The 16,446-nt window shown below is 44.5% G+C and carries 10 protein-coding genes; 3 read left to right on the top strand and 7 right to left on the bottom strand.

Features of this window, described 5'->3' with window-relative positions; all coding sequences use genetic code 11:
* Nucleotides 1-5: 5 nt before the first annotated feature.
* Both ACMXI2_RS07355 and ACMXI2_RS07350 read right to left on the bottom strand, forming a co-directional pair.
* Nucleotides 6-1,679, bottom strand: a complete 1,674-nt coding sequence (locus ACMXI2_RS07355) for a ribulokinase (RefSeq protein WP_483781050.1) — start codon at nt 1,677-1,679, stop codon at nt 6-8.
* 111 nt (nt 1,680-1,790) lie between these two features.
* Nucleotides 1,791-3,341, bottom strand: coding sequence for an alpha-N-arabinofuranosidase (locus ACMXI2_RS07350; RefSeq protein ID WP_483781049.1), 1,551 nt, complete (start codon nt 3,339-3,341; stop codon nt 1,791-1,793).
* Nucleotides 3,342-3,702: 361 nt separating this feature from the next.
* Between ACMXI2_RS07350 and pepE the strand changes: the two genes are divergently transcribed.
* Both pepE and ACMXI2_RS07340 read left to right on the top strand, forming a co-directional pair.
* Nucleotides 3,703-4,410 carry a dipeptidase PepE gene (pepE, locus tag ACMXI2_RS07345; RefSeq protein WP_483781048.1) on the top strand — a complete coding sequence of 236 codons (708 nt, stop codon included), beginning with the start codon at nt 3,703-3,705 and terminating at the stop codon, nt 4,408-4,410.
* 49 nt (nt 4,411-4,459) lie between these two features.
* On the top strand, nt 4,460-5,050 hold the full coding sequence (locus ACMXI2_RS07340; protein ID WP_483781047.1) for a TetR/AcrR family transcriptional regulator: 591 nt from the start codon (nt 4,460-4,462) through the stop codon (nt 5,048-5,050).
* A 5-nt stretch (nt 5,051-5,055) separates the two neighbouring features.
* On the opposite strand, the gene ACMXI2_RS07335 is transcribed toward ACMXI2_RS07340, so the two are convergent.
* Together ACMXI2_RS07335 and ACMXI2_RS07330 are read right to left on the bottom strand one after the other, a co-directional pair.
* Nucleotides 5,056-5,775: an SDR family oxidoreductase gene (locus ACMXI2_RS07335; protein ID WP_483781046.1), complete on the bottom strand. Its 720-nt coding sequence runs from the start codon at nt 5,773-5,775 to the stop codon at nt 5,056-5,058.
* A gap of 81 nt (nt 5,776-5,856) precedes the next feature.
* Entirely contained in the window at nt 5,857-6,795 is a 939-nt protein-coding gene (locus ACMXI2_RS07330) for a helix-turn-helix domain-containing protein (protein ID WP_483781045.1), read from the bottom strand.
* A gap of 40 nt (nt 6,796-6,835) precedes the next feature.
* Between ACMXI2_RS07330 and ACMXI2_RS07325 the strand changes: the two genes are divergently transcribed.
* Entirely contained in the window at nt 6,836-7,186 is a 351-nt protein-coding gene (locus ACMXI2_RS07325; protein ID WP_483781044.1) for an ADP-ribosylation/crystallin J1, read from the top strand.
* Between the two features lie 227 nt (nt 7,187-7,413).
* Here ACMXI2_RS07325 and ACMXI2_RS07320 read toward each other — a convergent pair whose 3' ends face one another.
* The 3 genes from ACMXI2_RS07320 to ACMXI2_RS07310 are packed head-to-tail and all read right to left on the bottom strand — an operon-like array spanning nt 7,414 to nt 16,205.
* On the bottom strand, nt 7,414-7,791 hold the full coding sequence (locus ACMXI2_RS07320; protein WP_483781043.1) for a hypothetical protein: 378 nt from the start codon (nt 7,789-7,791) through the stop codon (nt 7,414-7,416).
* A 1-nt stretch (nt 7,792) separates the two neighbouring features.
* The gene (locus ACMXI2_RS07315; protein ID WP_483781042.1) at nt 7,793-12,190 is read right to left on the bottom strand and encodes a DUF6443 domain-containing protein; all 4,398 of its coding nucleotides are present in this window, start codon (nt 12,188-12,190) and stop codon (nt 7,793-7,795) included.
* Nucleotides 12,191-12,239: 49 nt separating this feature from the next.
* Nucleotides 12,240-16,205 carry a hypothetical protein gene (locus ACMXI2_RS07310; RefSeq protein ID WP_483781041.1) on the bottom strand — a complete coding sequence of 1,322 codons (3,966 nt, stop codon included), beginning with the start codon at nt 16,203-16,205 and terminating at the stop codon, nt 12,240-12,242.
* Between the last annotated feature and the right edge of the window lie 241 nt (nt 16,206-16,446).

Here is a 16,446-nt window from a genome sequence, read left to right as displayed (position 1 = left end):
AAAAATTAGTCAATAGTGATGGCGGCAGTAAATGCGCCTAATGCTTTATACTTCTGGTACCTGTTTTCGTATATGCCAGCGCGTTGGGTATCCGGCTGGTAGGTAACTTCAAATCCCTGGCCCATTGCTTCCATCGCATCTTCCACCCTGTTGAACAATCCGGCTGCGGTGGCGGCAAACATGGCCGCGCCGAGTGCGCAGGTTTGTTCTGAGCGGTGAATACGGATCGGCATATTCATTACATCGGCCATCATTTGCATGATGAACGCAGATTTCTTGGCTACGCCGCCGATACCTATCAGTCCTTTTACAGGAACGCCTTCCCTTTCAAATCTTTCTACAATAGCTTTGGCGCCAAAGCAGGTAGATTCCGCCACGGTGCGGAAAATGCGGGGTGCGTCTGTTGCTAGGTTCAGGCCGGTGAGGGTACCTTTGAGCGACTGGTCCGCGTCTGGTGTACGGCGGCCATTGAGCCAGTCGATACCCAGTTCGCTGTGTTCTTCCGGCGGGATCTGCGCCGCCTGTTTAGCCAGTTCGGTGATCATCCTGCCGGAAGTTTCCTGCGCCAGCCTGGCGGCGGTTTCCGCATCAATCAGGGAAGACGATGGCAGGAGGTGTTGTAACGGCCACGCCAGTACGTTGCTGAACCAGGCGTATGCGTCGCCAAAGGCCGACTGCCCCGCTTCCATGCCCATCATGCCGGGGATTACGGAGCCCGGTACCTGTCCGCAGATGCCTTTCACCAGTTTATGTTTCATTTCCTCCATTGGCGCTACCAGCATATCGCAGGTAGAAGTGCCCATTACCTTGCTGAGGTGGTAGGGTTCTATTTGCCCGCCTACCGCACCCATATGTGCATCAAACGCACCGATGCCAATCACTACGCTGGTAGGGAGACCGAGCCGCTCTGCCCATTCGGGGCAAAGATGACCTGCGGCTTCGCCGGATGTATATGTTTTTGTAAAGAGCTTTTGTGTGAATCCCTGCAGTAAGGGGTCGATGGCGGAGAAGAAAGCATCCGGCGGGAGGCCGCCAAATTCTTCTGCAAACAGCGCTTTATGTCCTGCGCTGCAAACGCCGCGTTTCAGCTGACTGATATGTTTTCCTCCCGAAAGCAGGAATGGTATCCAGTCGCAATGCTCCACCCAGGAATAAGTAGCGTTTCTAACGGCTTCGTCTGCACGAAGAATATGCAGCAGTTTTGCCCAGAACCATTCCGATGAGTAAATGCCTCCCACAAAGCGGAGGTAATTTTCTTCAAACGTAGCGGCGGTGGCATTGATGGCAGCAGCTTCCTTCAGCGCGGTATGGTCTTTCCATAACACAAACATGGCGTTCGGGTTATCGTGGAAGGCGGGTGTGAGCGCCAGCGGCGTACCGGTTTCATCAACAGCTACCGGTGTGGAACCAGTGGTATCTACCGAAATCGCTTTAATATTGGCGGCAGCTCCGGCGCCTGCCTGTTGCAGGCATTGGCGGATGGTGGTTTCCAGCCCCTCTACGTAATCCAGCGGGTGCTGGCGGAACCGGCTCTGGGCTGCGTTGCAGTACAGGCCGTCTTTCCAGCGCGGGTAATAAAATACTGCCGAGGCGATTTCATTCCCGTTATGCACATCTACGATGATAGAACGTACCGAGTCGGTACCGTAGTCTACCCCTATTACCCAGGATGAATTCATATTTAATGTTATATTGACACTTATTAAAAAAGGTAAAAAATTACGAATCACGGCGGGTGGCTAAAATATTGACTGGATTCCAGTTCAGTCAACCCACCACGCCGTTATTCGTTACTTTAACTCCAGCACTACCACTGAATAAGGAGGCAGTTTTACGCTGATCGTATTATTTTTTAGCGTAGCGCCTTTAAAATCCACCGGTTTAATATTATCCGGCTTTGTAAAACTGTTATAGTTCTGCAACCTGGAAGAGGCCAGCAGTTTACCGCTGATGGCTTTATATGCCTGGCTGCGGGTGTCCAGCGTTACTTCCTGTGTTTTATGCGCATCAATATTTACGAGGGAAATATGCGTGATGCCATTTTTATCTTTGGAAGCAGAAGCAGAAACAGCCGGCAGCTTTTCGTTTTCAAACGTATAGTCGTTGGAGTGAATATCTACCGGGATGAGTGTAGCATCCTGGTGTACGTTATACATCTCCATTACATAGTAGGTAGGTGTGAGTACCATCTGATCTCCTTTGGTAAGGATAACGGATTGCAGTACATTAACCGCCTGCGCGAGGTTGGCCATGCGCACGCGGTCGGAGTGATTATTAAAGATGTTCAGCGTGGCGCCGGCAATCATGGCATCGCGCATGGTGTTCTGCTGGAACAGGAAGCCCGGATTCGTTCCCCCCTCCACGTTATACCATCCGCCCCATTCGTCTACCAGGAGCGCTATCTTTTTCTTCGGATCATATTTATCCATAATCGCCGTATGCCTGCGGATTAATGTATCCATCAGCAGGGCAGATTTCATAGTAGCGAAATATTGTTTTTCCGTGAAATCAACTGCATCTCCTTTATTGTTCCAATCCACCGAAGAGTAATGGTGGAGGGCAACACCATCGAGTAAATTCGCAGGGATATTTTTCATGAGTACTTCCGTCCAGTTGTAATCCCCATCACTGGCGCCGGAAGCAATACGAAAGAGAGGAGCATTTTTCCAGTCGCTTTGCATGAAGGTGGCAAACTTGCGGTAAAGGTCGGCGTAGTATTCAGGCCGCATATTACCACCACAACCCCAGGCTTCATTGCCTACTCCCCAGTAGCGTACCTTCCAGGGCTCTTTACGGCCGTTTTGCTGACGCAGGTCAGACATGGGACTTCTACCGGAGAAGTTGGTATACTGCACCCAGTCGGCCAGCTCCTGCGCAGTACCGCTACCCACGTTGCCAGACAGGTAAGGCTCCGCTCCCAGCTCCTCGCACATGTTGAGGAAGTCGTGCGTACCAAAACTATTATCTTCCGTTACATTCCCCCACCAGGTATTTACTATAGTGGGTCTTTTATTTTTCGCCCCTATCCCGTCTTTCCAGTGATAGGTATCTGCGAAGCAGCCACCCGGCCAGCGGAGATTGGGTATTTTCATTTTACGCAATGCCGCGATTACGTCTTTGCGTACCCCGTTGGTGTTGGGGATATGGGAAGTATCGCCCACATAAAAACCACCATAGATGCAATTTCCCAGGTGCTCCGCAAAATGACCATAGATATTGCGGTTGATAACTTGAGTTGGCGCATCCGGACGAAAGGTAACCGTATTTTGCGCTTGTGTTGTTTGCGTGGAAAGCAACAGGCCCAGGATACCCGTACGGATATAACGATATTGTTTTTTCATAACGAGGTTTTAAAAAATCCAGTACAACAGCACTGTTTTGCTGCGACAATTCAAAAGAACAAAATAATTGTCACATTTACAATTAAAACAGTAAAAAAAACATTTAAAGGTGACGAAAGGCCATTCTATGGCTTATTTCCCCGGGGAAATATTTTTTCAGGAAAGAGGAAAATCATTAAGATAGTGCGGAAGATGCCTACCAGTATATCATTAATGCCGGTTTCGTCTGTATAACCGTCACCATAGCTATTCTTACAGCTGCTCCGCAGAAAACTGCCGGTATTTGTTCGTGGAACATGAGTAGGAACTGGACGGGAAGTAAATTTAGCCGGAAGAATTACCTTTACTTAATTTTTTTACTATGAGGCATTTTATACTGGCGAGTACCTCCACGTTGTTTGGAGAAGCCTACCTGGCGTATCTGCAACCCGCCATGAAAGCATTGTATGCAGGAGTGGAAGAAATTGTGTTTGTTCCGTTTGCCCGTCCGGGTGGTATTTCCCACGACGATTATACCAGCAGGGCTGCAGCCGCTTTTGGAGAGATCGGCATCCGCGTGCGCGGGCTCCATACCTTTGATGATCCGGCAGCAGCTATTAAAAATGCAAAGGGATTTTTTACAGGAGGCGGTAACACCTTCCTGCTGGTAAAGCAATTACATGAACAGGGGCTGATGGGGGTACTCCGCGGCGCAGTGAATAACGGCGCTCCCTATATGGGATGCAGCGCCGGCAGCAACATCGGGGGAGTAACCATGCAAAACACCAACGACATGCCTATTGTGTACCCACCCAGTTTTGAAACGATGGGACTGATCCCTTTCAATCTTAACCCGCACTACCTGGACCCGCAGCCCGGCTCACAGCATATGGGCGAAACCCGTGAAACGCGTATCAGGGAATACCATACCCAAAATACCACGCCGGTACTGGGATTGAGGGAAGGCAGCTGGATCTATGCACAGGGCGATACGTTAACCCTTAAAGGCACGCTGAGTGCCAGGATCTTTGAAGCTGGCAAAGACCCTTATGAACTGCCCGCAGGCAGCTCACTGATCCATCTGAAATAAAAATCAGGACGCCCCGTTAAAAGAACAATCATTCTTTTATCTTTGCGCCATGCGCGCAAAAGACGACAATAAAGAATGGACCATCCGGGAAAAGGCCATAGAAATGATTGTTCATGAAGGCTTTGATGGCCTGAGCATGCATAAACTTGCTAAGGCGGCCAACATTTCTGTGTCTACCATCTATATCTATTTCCGGAACCGTGAAGATCTGCTGAACCAGTTATATACAGCAGTGGTAGAAACTTTTGTGCAGCATAGCCTGAAAGGGTTTGACCCCGACATGGACTTTGAATCAGGTTTGTGGCTGCAATGGAATAACCGGTATCACTATATACTTGCCTACCCGCTGCATTACCATTTCTTAGAACAGTTCCGTAACTCCCCGCTGATCAAAAGGCAGGATGATTCACCGGAAATTGTTTTCAAAAAGGTAATGCGGCGGTTTGTAGCAAATGCTACAGAGAAAGGCGAAATAGTAAGTCTGCCGTCAGAAGTATTCTGGGGCCTTGCCTATGGCCCGTTCTATACCCTTGTTAAATTCCATCTCGATAACTCTGCGATGTCCGGCGTTCCTTTTTTACTGAGTGATGAACTGTTGCTGCTAACCTTTCAGCGCACTATGAGGGCACTGCGGGTGTAAGAAAATTACAAACTCAATCCGCCATCGCAACGTATTACCGTTCCCGTTATATTACCATTACGCATCAGGAAAAGAATAGTATCGGCTACTTCTTCGGGTTCCCCTACCCTGCCAATGGGCAATTGAGATGTATACTGCTGAAAGGTAGCTGCTTTAGCATCTGCCGGAAGGAAATCCCACCATGCCGTATTTACCACACCCGGCGAAACAGCGTTTATGCGTAACGGTTGTATTTCTTTGGCAATGGAAGGAATCATCAGTTCCAGGGCCCCATTGATAGCTGCCAGCCCGGATACGCCCGGCGCCTTGCTGATAGCAGAAATAGCGGTAATCAATGTAATGCTGCCGCCTTTATTCACATAAGGCAACGCCGCCTGCAGGGTATTCAGCTGCGGCCAGAACTTGCCTTCAAAGCCATCGCGCAGGTCCTGTAACAACAGGTCTGCAAAGTTACCGGCGCCTTTGGCGCCACTCAGCGCAATCACCAGGTGGTCAAAATTTCCCTGCGCATGGAAAAAATCATCCAGTTCTTTCCGGTTGTTACTGTCCAGCGCCACTGTTTGAATACCGGGGTTTTCTTTTGCTGCAACTGCGAGCTTTGCAGCAGAGCGACCAGTAACGGTTACATCCGCTTTTTCTTTTGCCAATATGGTGGCGATAGCCAAACCTATTCCGGAAGAGCCACCGGCAATGATTACTTTTTTACTTTCAAATGAGTCCGACATGTTATTGCTGTTTTATACCCGCAAAGTTGGGGTATAATATGCCGTTCACTGTTACCGGAATGATGCATCGTATTAACCCGATCATGCATTTTTACGGAATGCCAGCGGTGTTTGCCCGGTCTGCTCCCGGAAGAAGCGGTTAAACCCTGCCGGGTCGCTGAAATTGAGCTGGTAAGAGATTTCCGCCACGGAAGTATCCGTATACCGCAACACCGCCTTCGCTTCCTGCACCAGCATCTCCGCAATGGCATCCGATGCCGTGCGGCCCGTTACCTCTTTCACCACACGGTTAAGATGATTAGGCGTTACACCCAGCAAAGCGGCATAATCTGCTACCCTTTTTTTAGAGAGAAAATGCTGGCTGACCAGCTTCTTAAACCGGGGCACCAGGTAAGTGCTTCGTGTATCCGTAGCCGTTAAATGAAGTTGTTGTGCCACATAACTTCTTTTTACTTCCAGCAGTAATAAATAGAGATACATCCTGATTGCTTTCTCACATCCCGGCCGGTGATGCTGTAGTTCTTCATTGATCTTCCCACAAAAATCCGCCACCGCTGTTATTTCCGCTTCCTGCAATTGTATAAAGGGCACGCCTGCATAATCGAAGAAGGGAAACTCTTGCGGGATCTTATCTACCGGGATAATTTCCTGCAGAAAATCTGCATTAAACAAAATATAATAACCGAAGGTATCTGCACTGATATTGCTTTTACTGAACACCTGTCCCGGAAAAGTAAAGCTCAATGTACCGGGCCGGTGTTTAAACTGTTCCAGTCCCAGCTTCACATCCACGCTACCCCTGAGCGTAATACTGATCCGGTAAAAATCAGATTTCAAAGGCCCCACTGCCGGCCGCAATCCTTCACTGGAATAGATTTCCATGCCCGTAATCTTTTTCTCCGGTTCCAGGTTATTGTAACCAAAGCTGGAAGTATCTGCCTCCTCCCGGTGAAGGTGACGGAAATCGTTCAATACATACTGCGGGATTTCCGGTTTGCTGAGCTTGGTTTTCCTTGCCATTTGCCTATATTCGTTCTTTAAAAATAGATAAATATTACCAATGGAGTTAACCACCCTGTATCGCCCGGTAGGACCAGATGAACTGGTGCTGATTGAACAATCCGGCTGGAAACGGTTTCCGCCCAGAAGACCGGATCAACCTATTTTTTACCCGGTGATGAATGAAGCGTATGCCATCCAGATATCCGTGGAATGGAATGTGCCGGCGTATGGATCGGGCTTCGTCACTAAATTTTCCGTGAACAGCGATTTCCTGAAAAGGTATAATATTGAAAATGTAGGCGGCGAAATCCACAATGAATTATGGGTACCGGCAGAGGAGCTGGAGGCGTTTAATGATCATATTGTGGGAGCGATTGAAGTGACGCAGCGGTATTATAAGGAGGGATAGTGACAGCTACAACTTCCTTGACCTTTATCCTAAAAATTGGTGCAACGAAACTTATAACTATCGCCTAGAACTGCTGGATAAGATTTCTGAAGAAGACTGCAATACTATTCTACGGGTGGTGGATGCTCTCCTTAAAGAAGCACAGCTCACGACTACTGCTAAAAACCTAAAGGCATAAAAGACAAAATCCGCAGACAATTGCCTGCGGATTTTGTCTTTTTAGTAATCTATCGTTTTATTTGCCAATAAATTATTAAGGACAAACCTAACAACCCTAATATTATAAGAGCTATTAAATTTGATATCCCGGATTCATTTGGGAATAATACAAGTTCCGATCCTTCCAAAAATTTCATTTCAACCACTTCTCCAATATGATGCTCTTCACAATATTTTCCTCCTATCCTTTTTATATAGAGTTTACTATTATAACTAACTGTCATAAAATGTTTTATTCTCGTTCCCAAACAAGAACTTGGTAATTTCTCTATTCTCATATTTACCAATGCTCCATTTCGAGCTACTTTGAGATCCTCAAAATTAGCTAACATAAAAAAAAATGATACAATAAAAAGTAAAAGACCACTCCAAAAAAAAAGTTTCATATCAATTAATTGGTTTAATAAAATCAGGTTTTTTTATCTGTGTATCTGCTCCAGATTGTATTAATGGGGAATTAACCACTTTGGGACCTTCAGCAGCAACTGCTGTTACCTGAAGAACATTACCAGTAACGCCTGAAGCTGTTTCTCCTACAACGGAATTAACGGTTTGCTTTTTTGCTAGCTCGGCCTTTAAATCTTTAACAGCAGCAGCTCTTCCACTACTTGTAGCATCCCCGGCAGCTACTCTTTCAGCCCTGCTCAGTTGTCGTTCTGTAGCCTTAATGGAATTTGTTGAGAACATTTTAATATTCCCAGTCAAGCCATCTGCTACTTTACCTGCAATAACATCTGTTGCTGTTTGGGCCAAAGAAACACTACCATTATCATTATACTGTTTAGCTGCAGATTCAGCTGCATCAATTGCGGTACTCGCTACTTCTACCAATACTTTACCTGCAATCCCTTTAGGTACTAAAGTCGATAATCCACCGGAAAGTGCTCCTGCTCCTGCTGAGATCAGAATCGACTTATAATCAACTTGCGTAAAAGCATCACCGTATGATTTGCCTTGAATCAAGTTACCTGCAACTTGGGTTCCATAATCCACAACAGCTCCAACTAAAGCCCCTACCAAGCAATTAGGACACTTTCCATCAGGGTCATTATACTTTACAGGATTATTCTTAGCAAAATGATAAGGACTCAGTGTTTCCTGCTCCCCACTTTCTATAAGTGGGTCAATTTGCATAAACCTTCCTATCTGCTGATCATAGATTCTTGCATTAAAATCATAAAGTTCTAATCCTGATCCATCACTGAACTCTTTTGATTGTAGCTCATTTCCATTATACTTCTTCCTGTTCTCCGGATAATTCGCCCCCTTCAACGCATTCGAACTAATCCCCGCCATCGTCAACCCAAACGGATAATAATGTGTTTCTTCCAACAATGGCCCGGATGCCTGCGTTACCACTACATCATCAAAGAACACATCCTGAGGACTTTCGTTACTCGTATACACATATAAAAAACCACTTTTCTCTATCACCATTTTATCCTGGGCCAATGTCTGTAACTGATCCGGTTCTGCTTTTACCTGTTTAACTCCACTATTCTCATCCACTAATTTAAACTGATCATCGAACAAAACAAAATTAAGATAAGCTTTAGGTCTATCAGGATTTAGCTGGTCGGGGTCCTTTTCTTTCAGACGCTGGTAATCACTATTATAAAAGTTATTATTAAATGGTGCCGTCTGGTCCGTTAAGGATATGTCATGAGCCCCCTCCGCAGGCTGACCTCCATTAAATGCTGCTATCAGGTCCTTCAGCATGCTTTCAGCAGGGACTAAAGGTGCTTTTTTATTTTGCGGCCCGGCTGATTTATAAAATGCTTTTGCACCAATTTGTATCGTATCTCCTGTCATTACGCGTATCACGAGCGAAGGTCCGATTTTCCTTCCTTGGTTTGATGCCGACAATTTAGCCACCGATTTATTCTTCTCATCATTTTCTGCCCCAGGATATCCAACGGGTTTGACAGCGCGTGTATTGTCAATATTACTAAACAAGGCTGCTTCAGTAGCGGCAGCAGCAGTTTCCATAGTTGCCGCATACATGGAAAAATCCGTTTGCTCTGTCAGCACCACACGTACATTGCCCAGGTGATCTTTCTCGAAATAATCATACTTATAAGCCACAGGCTTCCCTGCCTGGAATATAGCTCGTATACGTCCTTCTTCATGACCGGTAAATTGCAGGGTGTCATTTTGGTATACGAAGCCCGTCAGGTAATCTGTTTCGGTCACTTTTCCAGCCATAGTGCTATCTACAACTGTTTTTTTCAACTTATTACCCGACGCATCATACTGATAGGTAATAATACCCTTCCCAGCTATCATAATGGTATCCGGCAAATTCAGGTAATTATATCTAATAGAAATCATATTTTTATTAAGATCCTTTTTCAGATTACCGTTCAAATCATAGCTGTAGTCATCGCCAGTATTAGTCCCGTTAATAAAGTCGCCAAGTTTGGCAGCGGCAGTATTACTGGTGTCAGTTACTGCAGCAAGTTTATTGCTGGATGGCTGGTAAATATAAGTAAGACGATCAATGTTTGCTACAGTAGTACTTATCATACCTTTCTGATCCATTGTATTGATATTACCGTTAGGGTCAAATGATAAATTGCTTACCGTAAAGTCCATTTTGTCTTTGGTCCATGCGGCACCATTGGTATTCTGCTGTGTAAAATCTGCGGCTGTCAGCCGGCTTACTTTGTCATAAGAATATCCGTAAGCGCGGGCAATACCGTCCGATTTACTTTTCCATTTCGAACCGGATATATTCCCATTATACTGATTAATGGTGAAGCCAAAATCATAGCTTAACTCTTGTCCGAACCAGTTACCAGTGCTGGCACTATTTACAAAAGATCTGTTAATCCCTTTCAACCATCCCCGGATATTATATTCATAACTTAATGTATCCAACTGAGTTGAAGCACCTGTAACTCCAATTCGCTTCCGTTTCAGCAATCCAAGTTCATCATAATTGTTCTCTGCAATCGTTCTTTCCAGGATAATCGTATCATTTAACCTCTTTTTCTCAATTACAAGCCGCCCACCATGATCATACTGCATCATAGTTAGCATGGTTGTCTGAGGGGTAGTTCCACTTTGCGGATCCTTATGTCGCAAGTAGCTGCTGAGCTGTTTACCTTTAAAGTCATAAAGACTTGTCAGCACGTCCATTCCTCCGTTATTATTCTCAGAAACGGTCTGTATAACCCTTCCTTTATCATTGTAGTAAATACTTGTTGTTAACCACTGGCCGGTCTCCAACACCCTGACCTTCGTACCAGTAACCATTCCACGTACCATGTTACTAGGTACTGCAGATAAAGCTTCAGCATAAGGGTTGCCGCTGGCGTTAGGGCGAATAATATCTCCTGGCTCAAAATTCAACTTATTGGCATAGTTATAATTATCATAAAAAGTATAACTCAACGGCGTGAGGTCTGCCGCAAGAATATTGGGAAGGGGATTATTGACAACAATAGTATCTGTCCCCATAGTCACATTTGTATTGATCTCTGCAACAAATTCTGCGCCCGTGCCTGAGTCAAAACCGTCTTGTAGTATGACACTATTGGATGCCTGATACAGTAATTTACCATCATACACTCCCAATACCAGGTCTTTTGCTCCCGGAAAAACATATGGAATCGACGCAGTACCTGAAACATTATTCATACTGGTCTGCAATGCCAACCGTGTACTGGTTGACTTATATAAAGCAGTCATAGTAACACGGTTCAATCCATCATAAAAATTAACAAGCCATTGTATCCCTTTCATGTTACCATCCCGCTGAAATACCAATCGGTCGCGTACATCGTATACCAATTCTGTGGAGTCTGCTCCCGGGATCTTTTTAACGGTCATCCTACCGTGATTATCATACTGGTATATAAAACACAATTCTCCTGCAATCGTACTGTTAATTATCCAGGTGCCCTTGATAGCATCTACTGCTTTTGGCGAGATCACAAAACGCAGGTTGCCAGTGTAATCGTATACATAGTAAGTACTCAGCCATCCCATATGCGCAGTACCGGGACTGGCGGCCGACTGTATCTTTTTTAGCACCACTTTATCATCCCGGTCTGTAAAAGTTACTACCTGATTGCCGGCTTCATCTATAGTTACACTTTTATTCAATTCGCCGGCAGCATAAGTGCGTGAACTAGTGGGAATAACCGCGGTGATATCCCATATCCGCACTGAATCCGCAACAGCATTGATCAGATACTGATTTTGTATCGGATGGTTTCCACCCTCTTTGGCCCAGCTATTCCCCGCACCATAGATTTTCGTCGTGCGGTTAAGTGGGGAAGCTTCAAACTCCGTTTGACTATAATAAATAGTTTCTCCGCTTGCACCGGGATTTAGTGTGCCGTTCTGGTAAAATGCTTTCTGCCCGTTAAATGGGTCTGTCTTAAACTTGCCGTCATTAACATTACCTGTTAGTGGAATATAGGGAAGGTATTTAAATTGTTCCCGGCCAAAGCCATCATATATTACAGGAGCAACGAGGTCCTTTCCTCCTGCTGAGATTCCTTTGGTCACTGTTTGCAATAATCTTCCTATTCCATCGTAATATTGTGCCGTCTGTTTTACTTCTGCAACAGTACGGCTTGCCGCCTTTATCACCGCAGTGTCAGAGGATGGCATATCCGGTTCCCAGACACGAACAATATTTTCAGGTGTTTTTATATAGGCTGCTGGTATAGCAGCAGGTATTGCCGTAGGTCGGGTAGTAACATCGGGCTTATTCTGCGCTGATAGCTCAAATCCGATGCTCAATAATATTATAGGCAGCCAAAATCTATACATTGTATTCGTTTTCAACAGGGTGTAAAAAATGGATCAGTAAACGCAACAACTACCAATCGCTGCAACTGAGATTTAAGGTACAAGGGGATATATTGGTGTCCGTATAGTCTGCGCTTTTGCTGCAATCGCTCCATTCATAGTGATAAGTGCATTTGTATTGTGTTGTTCCATTAGGCATCATTATGGCCTGGGAAGCAGTATTAACCCTATTACCCGTTTCACAGATACCATTTACTATTTTTCTGTTGTCACCTGAACATACCGGACAAACCGCATTATAAACACCTGTTGTTAGCCATCGTTTCGTATTATAAGTGGGACTACATGGATTTAAATCAATTTGTTCCTGTTCCTGGTAGCCTGTATTATGACCGGTGGCGTCTAATTGACAACGGATAGGCGTAGCCGTATTGGTCCAACCAGCAATATTGGTACACATAGGAGGTTTCCCGGAATCCATCCAACGGAGGGTATTCCATGTACTGCTCTTCCTGTTCATATCTGCACATAGTAGTTGCACTGTATCAGAAGTAAAAGACGTGTTTAAAGGACAGGGTTTACATCTGGATTGGCCTATTGAGCGCCATTGCGGTAATGTGTTAGTATATCCGGTTTGCTGGTAATCCGCCAGTTTAATAATATTCTTGTCAGCATCTCTAATAACTGTGAGTTGCTTCAGCGTATCATATTCATAGTAGGAGACACTATTTTCAGCAGAAATAACAGCCGTAACGCCCAACATTGGATCATAGTTATAAGTTGTCATCTGAGCACCCGATGGATAAAGACGTAGCTCATCAATCGTAACAGTACCGCTGACAGTAACTGTTGTGGAGGTAGCGGGAAGTAGATGCTCATAGTACCGCCAGCCATTCCTGGAAACACCGGCAATGGGCGTAATTCCGTTTACCTGCGCAGCTCCTCCGGCGGACCAATAAGATACCACCATTTCCTTGCCGGCGGGATTAATTGTAAAACTAATGTTCCCATTTGTTAGGGCATAAGATTTTATGCCAGTGAACGCCGTTGTATTTCTAACAGCAGAGGGGACCGTCCAATTGCCGTTGCCGGATAATTCAAATCCTGTATAAGCAATTTGCCCTACTCCCGCATTCGCTGTTTTGGCTACGAGTGCAGTACCATTATATCCCCATACAAACCCATTTAAATTCTGGTCCTTTTCCAGTACCTGTATTACGTTATTATCTGTATCGTATGAGTAGGTGGCTACCCGTTGAAAGGATGATGCCGGGAAAGTCAATATTTTGGGGTAGGTACTTGTCAGGCCCAATGCAGTAGGTACTATGCCATTCACAGTGAGTAGCTTAAATTCTTCCCGTGTGAGTATACTTTTTGCATCCGATGCAGATGTTCTGCGAGGTAGAATATATCCACCATTAATAACCTGATTATTTCTACTGACAAAAGAAGCTACTGGTATATTGAGATATGCATTCTTCATTTGCAGACCAAGAGAGTCTACGCCATTCACATCTTTCAAATCAAATCCATAAATAGTACGGGAAACAATACTGTCCCTATTGCTCGCGCTGCTGGTTACAGCTGTTTGACTAATATGGTTAGGGCTTTCATAATAAAAGCGGCTGGTATCTGATAATTTGTTCCCCGTATTGTCATATGTGATGGTAATCTTCTCTTTCGGCAATACCAACATCTTTCCTATACTAATGGCATGAAAAAAAATGAAGGAATATTCAGGTTGCATGAACATACCATTTGCCACATGTGCAGGGCCATTGTATGCAGGAATAGCAGGAACCCGGTCGCATATGTCCGGGCTAAATAACATATTCATCTCCAGTACCCGGTTTATGCCTGCATATTTAAGTGAGAAATAGTTATTCTTCTCTTCACTTAGTAACTGACCAGCTGCATTATATGTGCTGCTTGTTTTCGCAGCACCGGCGAGGAGATTCTCCAAAGATGTTTTAATCTGCCAAAAGGGTAAAACATCATGATTTTCTCCCAGGCAGAAACTGTGCACATCGTCGCATATATCAAAGTAGAAAGAGGAATCTGTATTGGTATCATCGAAGTATTCATAACGGGAATAACCGTTTGAGGCTCCATTCCGTTCCTGCAATACCGTTACTTGCTTGTAGGTAACATGAGATCCGTCACCAGAGCCATTGTGCATATTGTGACTGGCCAAAAGGTATTTAGGCGCATTGGTTTGATTGCCGTTGCAGTCAAAGTTGCGTGTATCAGCAATCAATGAAGGCGAAACATGCAAAAAACCAGATGAATTTGTGCTACCGAAAGCATTGTAGTTATAACTCCGGATAATAGTATCATTTCTTACAGGATCAATCAGTTCTGTTCTTTTAACCCGAAGCCCGCCTATTATGCTGGAAAGCGTAAAGTGATGATTTATTTCACAGAAATAAGTTTCAAAATCCCCTACATTCCCGTTCACTGATCTCCCGAAAGAAGCCTTATGTGGTTCGTACACTAATCTTAGCTTTCCTCCTGTAGGATATATCACTTCTGTCAAGATATCCCGTTGCATCTGCGGCCATGCTGGCTGGCGATTAACACGGTTACAGCTGTCACTGGTTAAAAACAGGGATTCTGCCTTTGCATTCCCAAGCGCATCATTATAATAACCCCAGAAATCCTGCGAATAAGAGCTAAAGAAGGGCACAGAATCATTGATAAATGGATTAGGATTTATGATCTTCTGAAAAGCGGTATCATAATAATTGAATGTGTATGGCAATACCTGGGTATGCTGATAATTAGTGATCAATACTTCTTGCAGTTTCAATCTTCCCGACAAAAACTTATCATAGGTGAGCTGTATTTTTTTATAGGCCCGCGACGAATTTATATCTCTTACTACCAAGGAGTCTAATCGATTAAAAATCGCCTCGCCGCTACTTGCTGCCGCCGAATAGTAAAAATCCAATTTCTCTGTTCTGGTGCGAATGGCACTAAGCTGCGGCTCTTTGAGATCAATCGACCGTTTGAGGCCACCAGTTCTTCCGCCGCAATGAACGAAATCATCTTCGGTTACGAAGTACTGATCATTTGTATTGGGATAGTACCTGGTATTTGAATAATCATAGTCCAGCATTACGCTGTCTTTCGTAAGATTATTAACAATTTTTGTAAGTGCCCAGCTGTTGGGATGCAGTCCACCTGTAAAAGTGCGATAGCCCTTAGCAGTAGCAGTTTCGCCAAAATAATAGGTAAGACCATCCGGCGTGCTAATTGCCCAGGAATCAAAATAATTTTTGGTATAGCCAGTTGGTTCTATCCCTCGAAAAAAAACCGGTTCTATCTTGATATCTTTATTGTAGGGAATCAAAATAGGCACTTTACCCCTTCCAAAGAAAAATTTGCCAGAATACCCGGCAAAATTAAAATAAAACAAGTCTGGTGCATTATCATTCAATCCAAGATACATCCAATCTGATGAATTTGGTGGTGGAATCTCTTTTATCAGCACGCTATGGTTGTGTGCCAAAACTGAGGACTCAATGCCAGCAAGATCCATATTATTCCCTCCATCAATATAATATCCTCCGTAAATCTGTCGCAGGTTTGCAAAAGAATCCATTTTATTCGGCCAGTACCTGAAATAGATATTATACGGTGATCCTATCCAGATAGAATCTCTTATCGTCTTAACATATACTCCCTCATCCGGGTTTCCCCTCACTGTACGGGAAATCATCCCACCTGCGTTCAACGCCCACCCAAGTCCAACAGCTGTTGGTTCCTGATCTGCTTTAATACCACCAGTACCATAACTCAATTCAACCGGTAATTGAATACTTTTCGATCCCGCAACATGTAAGGGAATGGAAATATTGGCTGCCCCAGTATAATTACTGACAGGTATATCAACCATTTGCTGCATGACAGCTACTGCAGGCGTTTTTGGTGAATAGTCAAATTGTGGACGTCCGATAATAGATTGTGCTGACGTAACTTTAAACATGCCGGATAACAAACAACATATCAGCAGCCAGAAAAGCTGTAACCTCATAGGTACTTAATTAAATTGTGTATAGGTTTTACATTTCATTTAAGATTCAGAGAATATCTGACATCCTGATTAAATGTAATAATTGTTTTTATTATTATCCGATATACTTTATTTTCTTTTTCTCAGTACTATTCGAAACTGAATGATCAGCCAATATCATCTCATTCTTAGTCATCTATAGTAGATTTTGCATTTCGATTTCGAAAATCTACAGAGCCTGCCACGTACAGGCCGATCATAT

This window comes from Chitinophaga sp. G7 BAM 1005 (assembly GCF_057126945.1).
Note: the sequence above shows the minus strand (reverse complement) of the source record. Positions and strands in the feature narration are given on the sequence as shown.